Consider the following 18854-nt stretch of genomic DNA (forward strand, 5'->3'; position numbering starts at 1 on the left):
TGAAATGGTTTACATGTCCTTTAACACGGGACTGTTCTCCTTATAGCCTTTTGATTTGATGAAACCAACGATGACACCCACCGCGATCCAGCTAAAGCCGGCCAAATACGTAGCGAAATCAAAGCCCGTCCAGACAAACGCGCACACCGAGAAACCAATGAGCGGGAACAGAAGATAAAAGAGGATACTCTTTCCATCCCGCTGCCCTTTGCGAACAAAGAAATAGTAAATCACGGTAAGATTCAAAACCATGAAGGAAGTCACCGCGCCAAAGTTGATGAACAGCAGGATCGTCTCAAGCGACAAGGTACTGGAGACGATGAGCGCAACCGCACTGGAGAGCAGAATCGCGTTGACAGGTGTCTGGAACTTTGGATGGATTTTGCTCAAAAACGATGCCCCCGGAATCACACGGTCACGGCTCATCGCAAAGATAATCCGGGAAACCGACGACTGCACGTTCAGGGTTACCGCGATGCCTACTGCGAGTACGTTTACGATGATCATCACGACATAGAAGCCGGAACCGCCCACTTCCTTGGCGATATCAAAAAATGCCATGTCCGGGTCCAAATCGGTGTAATTCGGATGCACCAACGCCGCCATATACGACTGAACGAGAAAAATAAGACCGGTAATCACCAGGGCCAGAACGCTGGCTTTGCCAATGGTCTTTTTGGGATCTTTCGCTTCCTCTGCCAGTGTGGAGATGCCGTCGAATCCCAGAAATCCTAGGACCACGATCGATACCGCTGTCGCGATAAAGGGCAAGTCAATATGCTCTGCCTGATAGAACGGGGCGATGGAAAAACCCGCGACTCCGTGCCCGTCCACAAAGATGAACTTGATGGCATAACCGATAAAAACGAGCAAGGATACGATCTGCACCCAGAACAGGACGAGGTTGACCTTTGCATTCGTCTCGATCCCCCGGATATTGATTACCGTGTTAAACACCAGGAACACCAGGCTCCAGACAATCGATGGAATTTCCGGCGTGATCCCTGACATCCAGATGCCGGCGAACAAATACAGAAGCGCTGGCGCCAAAATGTAATCCGATAACAGCGTCCAACCGGCTACAAAGCCGACATGGGGATTGATCCCCCTGGAGACATACGTGTAAATGGAGCCTGCATTGGGAAATTCCTTGCTCATCTGCGCATAGCTGCATGCGGTAAAAAACATCAGAATTATGCCGATTACATATACGAGCGGCACCATGTTAAAACTGCTTTGGGCAACCATTCCGTACACTTGCCATGGAGCCAGAGGAGCCATCATCACCATCCCGTAAATGATGAGATGTCGTAGTGTTAGCGTTCGTTTTAATACACTCGGTTCGTTTGGACTGGAACTGGACATCATACCGCCCCTCACATCGTTCTAATTTTCCGTAAATTTTGAAATACAACACAACTAAAATTGTTAACCTAAATTATAATGACGCTTGCTATAAATTGTCTATAAAAATTTCTTCACTCCATTGTAGCTGTACAGTAAAAAAGCTGCTCAACAAAAACAGCAGTCAGCACGGAATATATCCTATCCGGCAACAACTGCTGTTTTTCCACACCCCTGCCCCAATCAATCTTTTCCAGTAAGCGCCTTTATCTTCAGCTCTCTCGTTACCTCGATGCTCAAATCCTTTTTGTTTTCTACAATCGCCTTTTCCCAGTCTCCGTACATCGGATTTGGCAGCACGATAAATTTGGTCCCGAACAAATCTTTTGCCTGATCGACGGCTTCCGCTCTGCTTTTCACATTGACCGGAGCGAACAGGTCGGAGAAGTCCTCCAGATTATCTCCCATGAGCAGCGCGATCTTGTGGTTTTTGGCTACCTCTTGTCTTCTGCTCTCTTTGCTCGAAGCCATCCCCTGCTCCCTGATAAACAAATGTCCGTACTCCGCTTGTGGAAATCCTAAGGTTGCCAGGCTCTTGAGAGTGGCCTCTTTGATGTCAGGAAGACGGTTGGTCACGTAAAAGACATCTCCCCCTTTTTCCACCACGTAATTCAAAAATTCGACCGAACCGGGAAGAGGAGTCGCGGCCTGGGATTGCACCCAGTTTGTCCAGGCTGCGCCGGAGGCCTCCAAGCCCATGATTACATCTACGGTATATCCGGATGTATCAATAATCGTATCGTCAATATCGACAATCACTGCCAATTTTTCATGTTTCTCATTCTCCGCCAAAGCTTTGTCGAACATCATTTTGGCCAGATTAAACGCCTGGTAGGAGAGAGCCCTTCCTTCCGCCGATTTGAGCCATAAGGTAGCCGCTACCTTCTGCTCCACCAGCGGATTTTTGGAGACGGCGCTCTTCTCCAGTGACGGTGGGGGCGATTCGGCTAGTGCTGCTGTCGGCAGAAGCAAAATGATCGAAGTCACGACACTCAGAATCCATTTTGTTTTTTTACCTGTTCGCATAGTAACCACCCTTCGTTTTTCATATTTGCAGTTGAACCCAAAGACGTTTCGCGACGAGCCCAGACCTGACTGCACCTCCTTTCTTACCAAATTTTTCGCTGCGCAAGACCGAACTCCTGTTTATTTTTATAATATTCTGAATTTAACTCTGTCCACACCATCCTACCGTAACAAAGTCTTTCCTTTCCTTGCCTTTCAGCATCATAGAAAAGAGCTTTGATCCTTTTCCGCGAATAAAAGAAAAGATCAAGGCTCATTCTGATCGTTGGCAGACCCTGCTCACATGCGGCTCAGCTCTTTACGGGCGGCGATAAACATCCACGTGACCAGAACAAATGGCATCGTCAAGGTGGGGAGACCGTATGGCTGGAGCCAGCTACTGAGGCCTGCGGTAACGGGCACCGTAATGATGGCTGCAAGGATACCCGTCAACGTAGCCATACGGTGATCGGTAGCAAATACTGCAGAAACAGCGAGTATCGTCAACACAGCGTTATACCCGTACAACCCCAGGTTTAGGAGAGTAATTTCCGCGTTCAGCAAAAAGGCTGTCAGCCAACCGACAACCGTCCCGATGACGGCATAAAGTCCAAGCCTCCAACCTGCCCAAAAAATGGCGACCAAAATCAGTAGGCTCGTCAACACCCCCTGCTGGAAATACACTTGTCCGATGCCGTCTATCAAGCCGTCCAAAAGCTGAATCGTACCCTCCTGGTGAAACGTGGCATGGGCAAGATCCTGGGGGACCAGCTCCGAGCTTGCTTCGAAAAATCCGAGATGATACGGGATAAGCAATAAAAACCATGTCAGGATGATATACGGGAAGGTGAGCGCCGGAACATCGGTGCCGCGCATCATGTACATCACCGCCGCCGTGACGAAAACACTGATCGCAGCTCCCGCAAGAGCAATCCACCAGCGCTGCCCCCCACTCAAAAACAAAGACAGGGCCAATCCTGACAAGACCGCGTTATAGCCGAATAATCCCTGCGCCACCGCCGCTTTGTCTGCCCCGCCGGCATACGCCATCCAGGCTCCAATCCATGCCGAGACGAATGAAATGATCCCCAACCGGTAATCCGCAATCGTGATCCCTGCCAGAATGAGTACGCCGGAGATGGCATTTTCGATCAACAGCACTTGCGAGATCCCTTTTAACGCAGCGGAAAGCAATGAAACATCCCTTGTTTGAATTTGTCATCCCTCTTTCCTTCGTGCTTCAACTGGCTTAATGCCCCTCCTCGCCAAAGGAAGGGGAGATTAATACTTCCGCAGGGAGATGGGCTTTCTGTCAAACCATTGCTCACGTATCATCTGTTGACAGGCTTCAAACACCTTCTCGATATCCTGCGTGGAAGAACTCAGCACACGCAAGGTAAAACCAGGCTCCGTCAGCATGGACAGACCGATCTTTACCGGGAACGTACTGCGCTCAAGAACGTCAGACAGCCGCTCAAAAAATGAGTCAGTGGCTCGCTCTCCGATAACGATCATAGACCCTACATGCGTATACCCCTCCAGCATCCCCAAGCCTTTCATCGCACTCTCACCCGGACAAAGCTTCAAATGGTCAAAGAGTACCAGCTCCTCATCCAGATACACCTGGGTTTTTAGCTGTAGCCAGTCATAGCGAAACCATTCACCGTCAGGGGACCATCCCGGCGTAATGATCTCCGCGTACACCAGGCTGGCTCCCCGCTCCATTTTCACAACCGTTTGTTGACGATACCGGGCGTGCTGATAGGCGATGATCGGGTCCGGTATATATTCGAGAAAGCTCCCTTTTTTCAAGGTAATGACCGTTTCCTGCACGACCGGCCTCTTCAGGGTTTTGTAGATTTTCGTTGAGGATTGGGTGGTCAACAGCATGTGGGCGTCCTCATCTAAACAGATTTCCGCCCGGTACTGGTCCCCATCTACGTAACCGCCCCCCGGATTCATGAGGTAGAAACAGGGTTGCCCGGAATTGTCCAGATACACCGGCTGTGTAATCTTGAACGCCCCCCGATAAAAGGAATCATACGGAATGGTTCTGTTTTGCTTGTGGAGTACGGCTAGCCGCAAAAAACCTGTCAAGTTTTCCATGGCTAGCGCAAACCCGATAACAGCGCATTTTCTTTGATCCACGTGACGACATCAGCCAGCCCAACCTCGTCTTTCAGGTTGGTAAAAATGTACGGACGATCCCCGCGAAACGTGCGCGTGTCGGATTCCATCACTTCGAGGCTGGCACCGACATAGGGGGCCAAATCGATCTTATTGATAATAAACAAATCCGACTTGATCATGCCTTGGCCGCCTTTGCGCGGAATCTTTTCACCCTGCGCCACATCGATGATGTAGATGGAAAAATCAACAAGCTCGGGACTGAATGTGGCAGCCAGATTGTCACCTCCGCTTTCCACAAAAATCAGCTCCACATCGGCATGCCGTTTCTGCAATTCATCAATCGCGGCAAAATTCATGGACGCATCTTCTCTGATGGCGGTATGGGGACAGCCGCCTGTTTCGACTCCAATAATGCGATCTGATGGCAGGACGCCGTTTTTCATCAGAAATTTTGCATCTTCTTTTGTATAGATATCGTTGGTGATGACAGCCATGCTGAGATCGTTATTCATGGAGCGCGTCAACTTTTCCACCAGCATGGTTTTTCCAGCTCCGACAGGACCGCCTACTCCGATTTTGATCGGCCGCATTTTCACTCTTCCCTTCCTTACAAAATCCTTTCCTGACTACGACATGAACAAGCGGATATGGAGACGTTCATGCCTCATTTGGGCTAATTCAAGACCAGGCGAAACTGCCCCGAAATCATCCAGGTCCAGTCGTTGTATCGTTTTTTGCGCTGACTGCAAATGGGTTTGCAGCTCACGAAACAGTTGCTGTCCCTCTGTTTGTCCCAATGGAATCCCTCGCACACCGTTCTGGATCAAGCTGGCTGTGGAAGAATACAAAAAGGACAACACGGCGACAGATAAGGGAATTTGCAGGTGATGAGCGAGCATGGCAAACACGAGAGCAGGGTGGCCCTTCGACTGGCCGGACCTGATTCGTTCCAAATACGAAACCAGAGGCGAAGAAGGATACAGCTTCGCCCCAAGCTCTGCCATTCTTACACCGATCCTGCTGCTGCCCTCTCTTGTTTCGCGAGGCAGGTTTTGCACATAGAGCAGACGATCCAGTTTCCACACTTTCTCCGGCTCATTCTGCTTCAGCGCCTCATACGCAAGCCTGCACGCCAATCCATCGATCGGGGTGAGCTGCTCTTTGATATAGACTTCCAGCCACTGTGCGAAGGTTTGCTTGTTCGTCACCTTATCGTCTTGAATATATGTTTCCAGACCAAAAGAATGACTGAAGGCTCCGGTTGGAAAATTGGAATCACACAGCTGCAGCAGCGATAATACATACTCATCCATGGCTGTGGCCGACGTGCCGAAATGCTTTTTTTACTTTTACCTTTTCACGTTCGTAAGGGATGCTCGCTTCTGCCAGCGTCTCTTCGACCAGATAATCGTATTGAACAAACATCCGATTTTCATGAAACTGGGCAGGCAAGTGACGATTCCCCAATTTGTGGGCAATCTCTCCCATCTCCTGCATACTGCGCGGGCTAATCACGAGAAGATCTTCGGGAATCACCTCGATGACGATCAGCGACTCATCATCCATGTACAGAACATCGCCGTCTGTCAGATCCCGCGACTCGCGCAAGGATATGCCCAGCTCTCTGCCGTGGTCGGTGACCACCCGCTGAACCCGCTTTACCAAATCATCACTTCGCAAAAACACTTTTTCCACATGGCGATTGTGCCTGTCATCTGCGTGCAGATTTTCCCAGTCACTCAGGATTTCCTCAATAATCAACTGGCTTCACCTCTTAGAACTCTTAGAATAAGAAATAGCGTTGGGCCATCGGCAAAACATCTGCGGGCTCACACGAAAGCAATTCGCCGTCAACCTTTACTTCATAGGTTTGCGGATCTACCGTAATCTCGGGGGTTTCTCCATTCAGCTTCATATCCTTCTTGGTTAAATTGCGGATGCCGGAAACCGGGAGCACACACTTCTGCAAGCCCAATTGCTTGTGAATCCCGTTTTCAAATGCCACTTTCGATACAAAAGTAATCGAGCTGGAGAACAACGCTTTTCCATAAGAAGCAAACATCGGCCGGTAGAGAATCGGTTGCGGCGTCGGAATCGAAGCGTTGGCGTCGCCCATGAGACTGTGGACCACCATGCCGCTTTTCAAAATCATCTCAGGCTGTACGCCAAAAAAAGCAGGATGCCACAGAACCAGATCTGCAATTTTTCCGACTTCAATCGAGCCTACATAGGAAGAGATGCCATGTGCGATTGCAGGATTGATCGTGTACTTGGCTACATACCGTTTGACCCGGTTATTGTCGCCGACTCCCTGATCGCCCTTCATCTTGCCTCTCTGCTTTTTCATCTTGTCGGCAAGCTGCCATGTGCGCAAGATCACTTCGCCAATCCGGCCCATCGCCTGGGAGTCCGAACTCATGATGCTGAGTACACCCATGTCATGCAAAATATCTTCCGCTTCAATCGTTTCGCGGCGGATGCGGGAGTCGGCAAACGCGATGTCCTCCGGTACCTTCGGGCTGAGATGGTGACATACCATCAGCATGTCGATATGCTCATCAATCGTGTTGGTCGTAAACGGCTTGGTTGGATTGGTGGAAGCCGGCAGGACGTTTGGATACATGGCCATTTTGATAATATCCGGCGCATGCCCGCCGCCCGCGCCCTCCGTGTGATAGGTGTGGATGACTCGGCCATTGATCGCAGCCACTGTGTCCTCGACAAATCCAAATTCATTCAAGGTATCGGTGTGGATCGCGACTTGCACATCATATTGGTCCGCTACCCGCAAGGAATGATCGATGGTCGAGGCAGTCGCTCCCCAGTCCTCGTGAATCTTCAGCCCGATCGCCCCTGCGCGGATCTGTTCGGCGAGAGCCGGGACTGATGAAGAGTTCCCTTTCCCGAGAAAGCCCAGATTGATCGGCAACCCCTCTGCTGCTTCCAGCATCCGGTGGATATTCCACTCGCCCGGTGTGCACGTCGTCGCTTTGGTGCCTTCGGCAGGTCCGGTTCCGCCGCCGATCATGGTTGTCAGCCCAGCAGACAGAGCCGTTTCCACTTGTGCAGGATTGATAAAATGAATATGCGTATCAATCCCGCCCGCCGTTACAATTAATCCTTCCCCGCTGATAATCTCTGTGCTGGCGCCGATGATTAAATCAACACCCTCCATAAGCAAGGGGTTTCCCGATTTGCCGATCCCGGCGATTTTTCCATCCAGAATTCCGATATCCGCTTTATAAATCCCCGTGTAATCCAGGATCACCGCATTGGTAATGACAACGTCCAACGCGCCTTCGATACGCGTCGCCAGCGGATGCTGTCCCATCCCGTCTCGAATGGATTTTCCTCCGCCAAATTTACATTCATCACCGTATTTGGTGTAGTCTTTTTCAATCTCGATAAACAAATCCGTATCTGCCAAGCGAATCGCATCCCCTGTCGTGGGGCCGAACAAATCCGCGTATTGTTTTCTCGTTACGCGAAAACTCATTTCCCTCCCTCCTTGTCCAAGGGTCCATCCGTTTTGTTGTTCAATCCGTAAACGCGCCTCTCTCCGCGGAATGCGACAACCTCAACATCCTTTGGATCACCCGGCTCAAAACGAACGGCTGCCCCGGCGGGGATATTCAAATGCATCCCAAAAGCCTTGTCCCGATCAAACTGCAACGCAGCGTTCACCTCATAGAAATGAAAGTGAGAGCCTACCTGAATCGGGCGATCGCCTGTATTCAAAACATTTAATTTGGTCGTTTCCCTGCCCTCGTTGCAAACAATATCATCATCACGCAGCACGTACTCTCCAGGAATCAAAAGAAATTCTCCTTTCGTTTGGGGACGGTCATTCCCTATGTAATGGGATAGTGAACAGTAACAAGCTTGGTGCCGTCGGGGAATGTGGCTTCCACTTGAATATCGTGGATCATCTCCGGGACCCCCTCCATGACATCCTCACTCGTCAGAATTTCTTTGCCTTCCTTCATCAGCTCCGCAACCGTTTTGCCGTCGCGCGCCCCTTCCATGATGTAATCGGTAATCAGCGCCACCGCTTCGGGAAAGTTTAGCCTAACCCCCCGCTCTTTCCGTCGTCTGGCTAGATCTGCGGCCACGACAATCATTAATTTTTCTTGTTCCCTTTGGGAAAGTCTCATACGATCCCTCCATCGCAATCGCCTGTGCTGCCGTCCTATTTTCCAGGAAGGTACAGGAAATGGGTACATATCTAAAGTTCCTATCTCTTTCTACTATTTCCCATGGAAATTTTTCCTATTCGATGTGTTTCTGTGAAATTTTTCACCGATGGGTAGATATCCATCTGAATACACGTCCCAACTCGCCGGTTTCGCCAAAAAGGATAACCTGGAATACATTTTTGATTGAGAGATACAAAGCGTTTACGATAATGAAATAACGAAAGGCCACTGCTCTGTCTTTTGCAGTGGCCTTTATTGTTTTTTATCGAAGGGCAAAACCCTTTCAGCAATATGTCCCATCACGCGCCGGTAATTTCCTGAATCAATCTTTCCAATGCCTTCACGTCAGTGATCCGCTTGTTGCATTCATGACTATTCGTGCAGATATAGTTGCCAATCGCTTTGTAATAATCCGGTGATGTATGCACCGACCGCGTTTTCGAAATCGCAGTAAATAGCGCAACCTCTCCGTGCCCATGACAGAGTGAACAGATATTTTTCTTGGGAGCAATCGTAAATCTTCCTTCGATACCCCTTATTTCTCCGTTCAACGGATATACGATGAACAACTTGTTGGTTGCAATATCAACCCAACCGAGGTACGTGACTGCCTGGTAATCGATCACTGTCAAATCGGGAACCTTCAGCTTCTTATTTTTGGGGAACAGCTTTTTTACCTGTTTTTCTGTCACTTGTGGAAACGGGGCCAGATAGGGCGATAGCGCCTGGAGATACTTCTGAAAATCTCCCGCCGCTTTTAATGAAGAGATTTCCCCAAGCAATTCTCTTTGGGACGATGTCGCTGAAGAAAACAAGTCTATGACTTTGGCTTCTGCTCCATAGCGGACGGCTTCCAGTACTTTGGCATCCGTTACCGTTGCCGTTGCTTTTTGCAGGTGCTCTGTTTGTTGTCGAATAAAGTTATAGTGATGGTTTCGGATAAATGGCTCCGTCATCTCTTTCCCTCCAAACCTTCGTTATCATCCAGGGTGCAGGATCGTTGTTCCACTCTACCTGCTCCGTTTTTTTACTATAGAGAATTTACTGCAGGAAAGAAATGCAGGATTTGACTCAGAAACAAACTCAACATAAAAAGCACCGATCATCCATTCCCCGGATCATCGGTGCTTCAGTCGTTTTCCCTATTTATGTGAATACACAATCCTTTTGATCGTCTCTACAGCAAGAAAGTAATCCTCGGCCAACTGCTGAATCGTGGTTCCGTTTTGAAACGCATTCTTAATTTGAGCGTTTCTCTCATCGATTAGCTTTCTTCCTCCAGAACGCGCTCCCCATTTTTGATAAGTCGTTTTTTGTTTCGGAATATAAAGGGTTTCCCCTTGAATATATTTTTGAATTTCTTTGATCAGCTGCTCCGGTAAAATCGTTGTTGCTTTGACATATCTCATTTCAGCTCGCTCCTTATTTATTTTTCATAGAAATAAGGGGCAAAGCCAAATGATCAGAAATGATCTATGCGCGATTGGGCGATGACAGACAAACGTTCACCCCATGCAAAGTATCGCCTCCAATACTTGGCTTTGCATGAGTAGCTGCTGTGTTGGGTAATGTGCTCGCAATTACCACAGGTGATCACCTCCTGGATGTTGAATAACTGTTTTTCATTCGTGTTATGATTTTATCATATACAGGCTCGGGCTGGCTGTTCAAGCCGATTTTCCTGCTAGTTGTATCCAAGCCAAGGGAAACCAGCTTCCCTTTTTCGCTACTCAACTACCCGATTTTTTGTACGAGGAGACGAGAAACATCCAATCTTCCATAAAAGTATTCCAAAGGTTAGGTCGTCTGCGGACAGCCAAAGGATGGTACGAGACTGTGGTTTTGCACCCTCGTGGGAAGTGCCACATCTGCCGCAGTGTTTTCACCTCAGCCTCCGGATTATCAAAAAATGCCTGTGACGCCACATTTCCCAGGCAAAAGACAAACTGAGGGGAGTGTTTTTGCAGTTGGGCCAGCAGGTGCTGCATACAGGCTGCTCTTGCAGTCCACTTGTCGTATGCCCGGGTGGGACGACGCTTTAGCACGTATGTCAGATACAACTCTTCTCTCTTGATCCCTGCCGCAGCTGCGGCCTTTTGCAATGTCTCCCTGGTTCCACAGATAAATGGATTTCCCTCGCGATCTTCTCGTGCCCCCGGATTATCCAATACGATCATGATGGGGGCGTGCGGATTGCCCTCGCCCCAAATCATCCGAGAGCCATGTTGATACAGCCCGCAATCCATACAGTTCTCGATACCAGCCGGAGGTTTCTCTTCCGGCCACACAGCAAGGCATTGTTCATCCACGCTTCTACCCTCCGCTTCTTAACGCATGTCTTCCCTCATTAGGATGGGGCTTGGATCAAGATCTCAAACGCTTTTCTCGCTCGTGATCTGTATCGTTGTCGGCACGAATAGCAAGCACAAGCCCCGGAACGATTCGGAACGTCCCGGGGCTGCTTTTCCTACCGAATATATTCACGACTTACCAGCAGGTCCGCGATGACATCGGTGGGGATCACAATGCGCGCATCATTTTGTTCTCACTATGCAAGACGACGGGGGATTGTAAAAAGTCTGATGACCGGGAAGAAAAAAGCCACCTTCAAAGGTGGCATGATGATTCAAACTGCATTAATCCGTTATCATGATCGAAGGAGTAGCTGTCCGTACGAAAATAATCGCATCAAAAGCTTTTGCCGGAATCATTTGTAACGTATACATCTTTTCAATTTTTCCATACAGTCCGCTAAAGACTGCACCTATTGCACTAATGGGCTGAGCCCTATTTAGAAATGCAGTGAAATTTTCATCCTGTCTCGCCTTTGCAAAGTCCAGGAATCCATCCTTCCTGTTTGTATGTGCAAACAGTACAGCCAGCCGATCGTTCCCACTGTTTTTTACATAAAACTCTTTTCGCTCATTCGTAGCAGCGTCATTCGCAATAAAGGAGCTTTCGTAGAATTCACTTCCTATGGCGTAATATTGCTCCCCAAAGGTTTTCGCCAGATGCGCTCCCATGCAGGTTGTCATTCCCGTGGTAGTGGAGGTTTTTTCGATGTGTCCATTATGTCCTGTTATGAATATGTTTTCGCGACCGTAATATTTCTTTTCAAAGGATAACATCCATTTCACTTTTTCCGCCATATAGAGATCGCGGGCATTGCTATAGTTCACATTGGTTCCGTGCAGGGTAGCGTTTTGCTTGATTGCCTCGGCAAAGGCCAGAGCCAACTCATATTCTTTCTCGGAGCTTTTCGCGATATAGACGGATTTGTTTTCTTTCATCCGCTCCATCAGGTTTTTAATGTGGGAGAGCCCCTCCTGTACCTTGGCCTTTTTTTGATCGTATACCGTTTTGTCATTCAGATTCGCAAGTGCAACCCCATACTGGGAGGCGAGTGTCGGATCAACCTTTTGTAAATAAGTGAATAACCCGTTTTTGTTATGGTCATAGCGCTGCATGTCAAAACCATAAAAGTGAATTTTATCTTTTGTATCCCGCTGTTCATTAAAGGAGCGCATCCAAGATAAAAGGGATGCCATTTCTTCCGTATTGTATATCGTAAATCCGATTGCTTTTGCAGCATCTTGCGCAGTTCCACTGCCTCCTAAAATGTATTCATTGACCTTCTGGCCTCCGCCGAAATCGCCTTCGATGGCAAATACGCGAAATCCTTGTTTTTCCACCAGATGCTTAAAAATATCAAACTTTAGCGTGGTAAATTGCTTGTTGCCATGTGTAGCTTCGCCAAACCCGATGATGGTTTTCGAAGGCAGTTCCATTTTGGAAACTGGAACAAGGTTGGATTCCAACGACTGCTGCAGCGTGTTGGTTGATGACTGGAAACCTGTCAATACACTCATCATGATTAACAAGCTTATTGCGAACAGGAGATTTTTTTTCATATTGTTCTCTCTTTCTTGAGCTGAGCATTCGTTTTTCACCGGATAAAAGGTGACAACCTCGTATGTCACCTTCCCGCTCGGATTGATAAAAACGTACGATACTCATGGAATGGTTTTTCTTGGCATTTATCTTATTATACTGCATTCTTGTTTTGTTTAACTATATTAAATTTAATTAAATTATGTTTAATCTTGTCATGTATTTTTACGATTCTTGACTTCCATATTGGATATGCGGCGTTGAAAACTCTCCTGCCAATTGACCTCTATTCTTTCGGCAGCAGCTTCAAAGTTTTTTTCTTTTAACGAGAGAATGATTTTTTTATGTTCTTCAACCGATTGTTCAACCCCTGAAATACCGTTGAAGTAGGTAATTTCATAACGGCGCAGCTTTTTTTTCAATCCATCCAGCACATGAATCAGTTCTTCAGTTTCCGATAAATCTATAATCACCTGGTGAAAGCGAGCATCCTGGTGTTGGGCGCCAAGCGCATCCCCCTGCTTTAAAGCCCGATCCAGCTCTTCATTAATCGCTTCCATTTTCTCGATATGCTCTTCTTTCATATTCTCTTTAGCAAATGAAACAGCAAGCTTCTCCAGCGTCCAGATCATCGGATACAGGCGAAAAGCCTGATTAATGTCAACGGGAGCAACCTGTGTCCAGCTATTCGCTTTGCTTTGAATCATTCCTTCTTCTTCCAGTCTCAACAGGGCTTCACGAATAGGCGTACGGCTTGCCCCCAACGCCTCCGCCAAATCCTGATCTTTTAATCGGTCACCCGGCTTTAATACGCCGCTAATAATCCACTCTTGAATTTGATGGTATACCTGCTCACGAATGGATGTGCGTTTGACCTTTTTGGCATGCTCCAATAACAAAGAATACGCCTCCTCCTTACTACTATATGAATGTAATATATCACGTACAATTTGTCGGTTTCAACAAGGGACAGATCTATGGAAACTCTGCTAAGTTGACATGGAATAATCTTGTTGATTAGAATGTAATATATCACATTTCACATGTTTCTATTTTCTTCTTGCAGCGTTATTCAAATGATGGATGCAAAAGAAGGCCGAGGCTATAGCCAGCGCTGATTACATTTGTAACGGGGGAATGTAAATGGTAGACAGCACTTCACTTACGTACATCACAAATGAACAAGCACGTAAATTTGACACCGAGCACATCTCCGTACCTTTTATGAACCAAGAAGTAATTGGGAAAATCAGAGATTTTCACAAGAGTTTTCGAGAATACCAGGTGACGCCTCTGCACAGCTTGAAAGAATTGTCGCGCAAGCTTGGCGTTCGGAATATTTGGATAAAGGATGAGTCATACAGATTTGGCCTCAATGCTTTTAAAGTTTTGGGCGGCTCCTATGCGGTTGGAAAGTACGTAACAAATAAACTGGGTATGGATATTTCGGAGCTTTCCTTTGAGATTTTGAAGTCGAGAGAAATGAAAGAGAGATTGGGTGACATTACCTTTGTTACCGCTACGGACGGAAACCATGGCAGAGGGATTGCCTGGGCCGCGAAGCAGTTGGGACAAAAATCAGTCGTATTTATGCCCAAAGGCTCTTCCGAAATCCGTTTGAACAATATTCAAAAAGAAGGCGCGATAGCTTCGATCACCGAGCTGAACTATGACGATACGGTCAGGTTGGCCAAGCAATATGCTGACGAGCATAACGGGGTGCTGGTACAAGACAGCTCATGGGAGGGCTACGAAGAAATCCCTACCTGGATTATGCAAGGATACTGCACGCTTATTGACGAGGCGCTTGAACAGATAAAACAAGAGGGAGCAGAATCGCCGACGCATGTGTTTTTGCAAGCCGGCGTAGGCTCCTTTGCGGCAAGCGTACTCGGCTATTTATTGACGAGATTTGGCAAAAACAGGCCGATCACCATCATAGTGGAGCCGAATGAAGCAGCATGTATTTATAAATCCGTTGCCGTAAATGACGGAAAACCCCATGCGGTAACTGGTTTCATGCCAACCATTATGGCCGGACTCGCCTGCGGAGAACCGAGCATGGTGGCTTGGGGTGTTTTACGAGACTATGCTGATATGTATATCTCCACTCCAGACTATGTATCCGCAAAGGCCATGAGGATGCTTGGCAACCCTTTGCCTGGAGATCCCCGTGTCATTTCTGGAGAATCCGGCGCTGTCGGTTTAGGTGTGCTCAGTCTTATTCGAGAAGAAGCCTTGCACCAAATGGCTTCACAGCTCCAAATTAACACAGATTCAAGAATTCTCATCATTAGCACAGAAGGCGACACAGATCCCGAGGGGTACAGAAATATCGTATGGGACGGCATGTATCCGTCTTTTTAGTCGGGGTGAATGCCAATCTATATATTCAAGCGAAAGGGGAAATGTGAAATGGCTTTCGATTCTTCCATGACTTCGATCGATTCTGCACGATTGTTGAGCCGAATCGAGCAGCTGGGACAAATTGGCCGAGACGGAGAGGACAGGCTCGTCAGGCTGGCGGCTACCGACGCGGATAAGCGCGGCCGTGACACACTTGTTTCCTGGATGAAGGAGGCGAATTTGGAGGTTGCGGTAGACAGAATCGGCAACATTTTCGGTATCTGGCGAGCTTCAAGTGAAGATGATCAAGAACCTGTTATGATCGGATCGCATATCGATACGGTCATCGATGCAGGAGTGTATGACGGGTGTTATGGTGTGCTCTCCGGTATCGAAGTCATTCAGACGTTGCGGGCAGCCGGCTTTGTTCCGTCCCGCCCTATCGTCGTCGCTGCTTTTACGAATGAAGAAGGGGTGCGATATACACCAGACATGATGGGTTCGCTTGTGTATGCCGGCGGGCTGTCTGTTGAAGAGGCACTCTCTTCTGTCGGTACGGATGGCACCGTACTTGGAGAAGAATTGGAACGGATCGGCTATGCAGGTTCGAAGGAGCCTGGTTTTTTGAAACCACATGCGTATGTAGAGCTTCACATCGAACAAGGCCCTGTACTGGAAAGAGAGGGAATACAGATCGGTGCAGTTGAAAACCTCCAAGGTATTTCGTGGCAGCGGATTACCATTGAAGGTGTAGCAAACCATGCCGGTACCACACCGATATCCATGCGGGCAGATGCGGGATATGCAGCGTCACGTGTCATTTCATTCCTGCGCGACCGGGCAATGAGTTCCCAAACGCCTACTGTAGCGACGGTTGGTTGTATCCGCTTTGAGCCAAATGCGGTCAATATTATCCCTTCTCGTGCAGTATTCACCGTTGATCTGCGTGATCCAAACGAACACAGCTTACAGACGGAGGAAGCGGCATTACGTGCCTATCTCACAGAACTTGCTGCTGCCGAAGGGGTGAAGATCACTGCAGAACGCATGGCTCGCTTTGAACCTGTCACCTTTGATGCAAAGATCGTCATGACGGTGGAAGCAGCAGCCCAGCGGCGCGGATTGTCCTCCAGGCGAATGACTTCCGGTGCCGGACATGATGCCCAAATGATCGCTCGCATATGCCCGGCAGCCATGATTTTCGTGCCGAGCATCGGGGGCATCAGCCATAACCCTCGCGAATTCACGCCAGAACCGGACCTGGTAGCCGGAGCAAATGTGTTGTTAGATGTTATCAGCAATCTTGCAAGCGAACAGGAAAAAAACGGGTAACGTATGTAGTAACTTTGGTATTTTTAACGGGTATCCATAGTTGAATGCAGACAGAAACAGCGGCAGTCTGGGACGTTATTTTCTCTTCCCAGATGGCCGCTGTTTTTCTTTGAACGGATCTACTTTTGGGGGATGGGAACTTCCCATGTCACAGGATGCTGTTTGATCTTCTCGTCATACGAGATCGTAAACTCTTTGGCGTCTTTATTCTTCATGCTCACCTTAAGTGTGCCGCTCAGCTTTCTGGTCCCGTCTTCTGCAATGGTCAAGCTGGGAAAGAACAGAACCTTTTCGGATTCTCCGTTTTCATCCATCACCCGCCATTCATTCGTAATACCCGCAATATCTTTTGTCAAGGTTCCTTCCACATGGAAAATGTAGGTCATTCGATCCTTCCCTGCTTCCTTCTCTCCCGTTTGCGTTTCGAGTCTTGTAAACGTAATCCTATTCCCCTCTTCTGTCACCGTGATCGGATTCTTCTTCAGTTCGGTAATCGGGAGCTTGGCACGAAAATCAGCCTTCTCCGCTGTGTAGACTGCATCCATTTTCAACGTTACACTCTTTGTGCGATCAATCGGATAGAAGGAATGAACCCTATTGTATTTTTCAGGCAAGAGCCCAGTATTCAACAGGCTCCCATGGCTCAAATTGAAGCTTACATTTTGATAAAGCTTTTCACCGGCAGAAATGCCGTATAGTATGGTCACGTCATCCCACGTCGCTAGCACTGCTCCCTGCTCGTCAATCAAATGATAGCGAATGCCTTTTTCACGCGCGGTCACATTGTTTGTGGTGAACATCAATTGCGTGGCGCTCGGACCAAAACGAACTTCCTTGAAATCGATCTTTTCTCCTTGGGGCGTGGTGAACTGTTGCTGGACGGAAACTGTTTTTGTCGCAGCTTTTGCCAATCGCAGATCAATCGGAATATCCCAGTTCCAGTTTCCTTCCTTCTTACCCAATTGCCTTACCTGCACTTCGAGTATCATTTCATCCGGCAGCTTGCTCGGATCAGGGAAGAAGTTGCGAAGATCACTTTGAATGATAAAGTTTTCACCATTGGGGAGTATATTCCAGTATAGTGGGTCCGGCATTTTCGGAACTATTAGCTGTGGTCTCAATACGTTACCTGTCTTGTCCTTCAATCGGATGACTCTGTTCGCTTCTATCGTTCCATCGTAATTTCTGCTAAACCGGTCTTCCCAAAATGTGTTCAACTTCTTCCCGTCCTTGTCAGTAAGCGACCCCAAAACCATAATTTGAGCCGGATCGGCCAACACTGCCTTTGCTTCCAACGTCAGTCCCTGATCGACAGCTTTTAAATGAAGCGGCTTTACATACCCCTGCTGAGCAGCTTGCAATACGCCCGCATCCGTATCCTCCTTTGCGTACAAGCTGACAATGCCCTGGATATCTGTATACGGTTCCTTCATCGGATTGGCCGCATAATAAACCCCTTGCACATAAGTGGCGAAACCAGGATAAACGAGCGTCCCTAACGATACAACCAGAGCCAGTCCGGCTGCTGCCAGCGTCGCTTTTTTCATCATAACCACACTCCGTTTTTTCCCGTTTATTCGTTTTTTCCCGTCAAATAAATCGGCTTGGTAACGATCGACCCGCTTTAGCACGTTCAGGGGATAAGGGGGGACCCTATCCAAAACCCTCTCAATAATGGTGTCGGTTTGCCATTCTTCTTTTGCGCCAGCCTCATTCCTCTCGGGCTCAAGCAAATACTGCTCGAACAGGAGCTGACAGGTGCCGCAGGTTAGAAGATGACTTTGTACGTTTTGACTCTTTTCGAAAGGAAGTGCATCTTTCAGATACGCGACCAGCATCTCGTTGTCAAGGCATCTCATAGATAGTAGTCCCCTCCTCTTCCTGTTCTCGTCAGCGCTCCCTTCAGCTTCTCCTTCCCCCGAGAAAGACGCGTCCGTACGGTGCTGATCGGAACATCCAGCATTTCACTCATTTCTTCATAGGTCATAAAATGGAGATAGCGCATCTCCAAGACGACCCGATATTTCGAATCCAGTGTCATCATCCGTTCGCGCAGGAAGGCACTTCGTTCTTTCGCAAGGTACTCCGCTTCCGGCGTATGGCTCGTGGCCGGCTCCACTTCTGCGTTTGTTACTGCTATCGACCGCTTTCGGCTTCGCAGTTGATCAAAACAGTGATTGGTCGCGATCCGGTAAAGCCATGCGCCAAAATCGTAGCTTTTGCTGTAGTCGCCCAAATGGTAGTACGCCTTGATAAAAATTTCTTGCGCGATATCCTGCTCATGTAGCGATGGCCCCAATATCTTGCGGATCAGAAGCCTGATTCGTTTGTGATAGGTTTGAATGATCTGAGCATAAGCCTCTTTGTTGCCATTGAGGACCTCGTCCACGATCATCTTGTCGTCCTGCATGTTTGGCTTTCCTCCATTTCAAAAAGGTACGCTGCGCAGCTAGTGCCTTTTTGCTTTACACTTAGTTACGACGGAAAAATGAGGAAAAGATCGCAACTTTTTCTCCATTTGCATAAAAAAAGCTGCCGGGATGACCCAGC

The 18854-nt window shown here is 48.2% G+C and carries 19 protein-coding genes; 2 read left to right on the top strand and 17 right to left on the bottom strand.

Features of this window, described 5'->3' with window-relative positions:
• Positions 1–9 precede the first annotated feature (9 nt).
• From NDK47_RS23375 to NDK47_RS23445, 15 genes are all read right to left on the bottom strand, one after another.
• Positions 10–1365 (bottom strand): APC family permease, encoded by a 1356-nt coding sequence (locus NDK47_RS23375; protein WP_251872137.1) that lies wholly within the window; start codon positions 1363–1365, stop codon positions 10–12.
• A 222-nt stretch (positions 1366–1587) separates the two neighbouring features.
• Positions 1588–2430, bottom strand: a complete 843-nt coding sequence (locus tag NDK47_RS23380) for a 5'-nucleotidase, lipoprotein e(P4) family (RefSeq protein ID WP_251872138.1) — start codon at positions 2428–2430, stop codon at positions 1588–1590.
• Positions 2431–2709: 279 nt separating this feature from the next.
• On the bottom strand, positions 2710–3570 hold the full coding sequence (locus tag NDK47_RS23385) for an urea transporter (protein ID WP_251872139.1): 861 nt from the start codon (positions 3568–3570) through the stop codon (positions 2710–2712).
• A gap of 120 nt (positions 3571–3690) precedes the next feature.
• On the bottom strand, positions 3691–4515 hold the full coding sequence (locus tag NDK47_RS23390) for an urease accessory protein UreD (protein WP_251872140.1): 825 nt from the start codon (positions 4513–4515) through the stop codon (positions 3691–3693).
• A 2-nt stretch (positions 4516–4517) separates the two neighbouring features.
• Positions 4518–5129, bottom strand: coding sequence for an urease accessory protein UreG (gene ureG, locus NDK47_RS23395; protein ID WP_251872141.1), 612 nt, complete (start codon positions 5127–5129; stop codon positions 4518–4520).
• A 36-nt stretch (positions 5130–5165) separates the two neighbouring features.
• Complete coding sequence (locus NDK47_RS23400; RefSeq protein WP_251872142.1) at positions 5166–5852, bottom strand: urease accessory protein UreF; 687 nt, start codon at positions 5850–5852, stop codon at positions 5166–5168.
• A complete protein-coding gene (gene ureE, locus NDK47_RS23405; RefSeq protein ID WP_407653343.1) occupies positions 5845–6300 on the bottom strand; it encodes an urease accessory protein UreE in 456 nt (151 codons plus the stop codon). Before ureE ends, NDK47_RS23400 begins: the two co-directional genes overlap by 8 nt.
• A gap of 22 nt (positions 6301–6322) precedes the next feature.
• Positions 6323–8035, bottom strand: a complete 1713-nt coding sequence (ureC, locus tag NDK47_RS23410) for an urease subunit alpha (protein WP_251872143.1) — start codon at positions 8033–8035, stop codon at positions 6323–6325.
• On the bottom strand, positions 8032–8355 hold the full coding sequence (locus tag NDK47_RS23415) for an urease subunit beta (RefSeq protein WP_251872144.1): 324 nt from the start codon (positions 8353–8355) through the stop codon (positions 8032–8034). The genes ureC and NDK47_RS23415 overlap by 4 nt, the downstream gene beginning before the upstream one ends.
• A 35-nt stretch (positions 8356–8390) precedes the next feature.
• Positions 8391–8693: an urease subunit gamma gene (locus NDK47_RS23420; RefSeq protein ID WP_251872145.1), complete on the bottom strand. Its 303-nt coding sequence runs from the start codon at positions 8691–8693 to the stop codon at positions 8391–8393.
• 341 nt (positions 8694–9034) lie between these two features.
• The gene (locus tag NDK47_RS23425) at positions 9035–9691 is read right to left on the bottom strand and encodes a FusB/FusC family EF-G-binding protein (protein WP_251872146.1); all 657 of its coding nucleotides are present in this window, start codon (positions 9689–9691) and stop codon (positions 9035–9037) included.
• A 186-nt stretch (positions 9692–9877) separates the two neighbouring features.
• Positions 9878–10144, bottom strand: a complete 267-nt coding sequence (locus NDK47_RS23430; RefSeq protein WP_251872147.1) for a CD3324 family protein — start codon at positions 10142–10144, stop codon at positions 9878–9880.
• 321 nt (positions 10145–10465) lie between these two features.
• On the bottom strand, positions 10466–11044 hold the full coding sequence (locus tag NDK47_RS23435; RefSeq protein WP_251872148.1) for a uracil-DNA glycosylase: 579 nt from the start codon (positions 11042–11044) through the stop codon (positions 10466–10468).
• A 327-nt stretch (positions 11045–11371) separates the two neighbouring features.
• A complete protein-coding gene (locus NDK47_RS23440) occupies positions 11372–12646 on the bottom strand; it encodes an erythromycin esterase family protein (protein ID WP_251872149.1) in 1275 nt (424 codons plus the stop codon).
• A 195-nt stretch (positions 12647–12841) separates the two neighbouring features.
• On the bottom strand, positions 12842–13525 hold the full coding sequence (locus tag NDK47_RS23445) for a GntR family transcriptional regulator (protein ID WP_251872150.1): 684 nt from the start codon (positions 13523–13525) through the stop codon (positions 12842–12844).
• 244 nt (positions 13526–13769) lie between these two features.
• On the opposite strand from NDK47_RS23445, the gene dpaL reads away from it, so the two are divergent.
• Positions 13770–14993 carry a diaminopropionate ammonia-lyase gene (gene dpaL, locus NDK47_RS23450; RefSeq protein ID WP_251872151.1) on the top strand — a complete coding sequence of 408 codons (1224 nt, stop codon included), beginning with the start codon at positions 13770–13772 and terminating at the stop codon, positions 14991–14993.
• A gap of 48 nt (positions 14994–15041) precedes the next feature.
• A complete protein-coding gene (locus NDK47_RS23455; RefSeq protein WP_251872152.1) occupies positions 15042–16304 on the top strand; it encodes a Zn-dependent hydrolase in 1263 nt (420 codons plus the stop codon).
• A 119-nt stretch (positions 16305–16423) separates the two neighbouring features.
• Here the strand turns inward: NDK47_RS23455 and NDK47_RS23460 are convergent, their stop codons facing one another.
• Both NDK47_RS23460 and NDK47_RS23465 read right to left on the bottom strand, forming a co-directional pair.
• On the bottom strand, positions 16424–18163 hold the full coding sequence (locus tag NDK47_RS23460) for a DUF4179 domain-containing protein (protein WP_251872153.1): 1740 nt from the start codon (positions 18161–18163) through the stop codon (positions 16424–16426).
• Positions 18160–18714 carry an RNA polymerase sigma factor gene (locus NDK47_RS23465; RefSeq protein WP_251872154.1) on the bottom strand — a complete coding sequence of 185 codons (555 nt, stop codon included), beginning with the start codon at positions 18712–18714 and terminating at the stop codon, positions 18160–18162. Before NDK47_RS23465 ends, NDK47_RS23460 begins: the two co-directional genes overlap by 4 nt.
• Positions 18715–18854: the final 140 nt, after the last annotated feature.

The organism is Brevibacillus ruminantium (assembly GCF_023746555.1).
In the GTDB taxonomy this organism is placed as follows: domain Bacteria; phylum Bacillota; class Bacilli; order Brevibacillales; family Brevibacillaceae; genus Brevibacillus; species Brevibacillus ruminantium.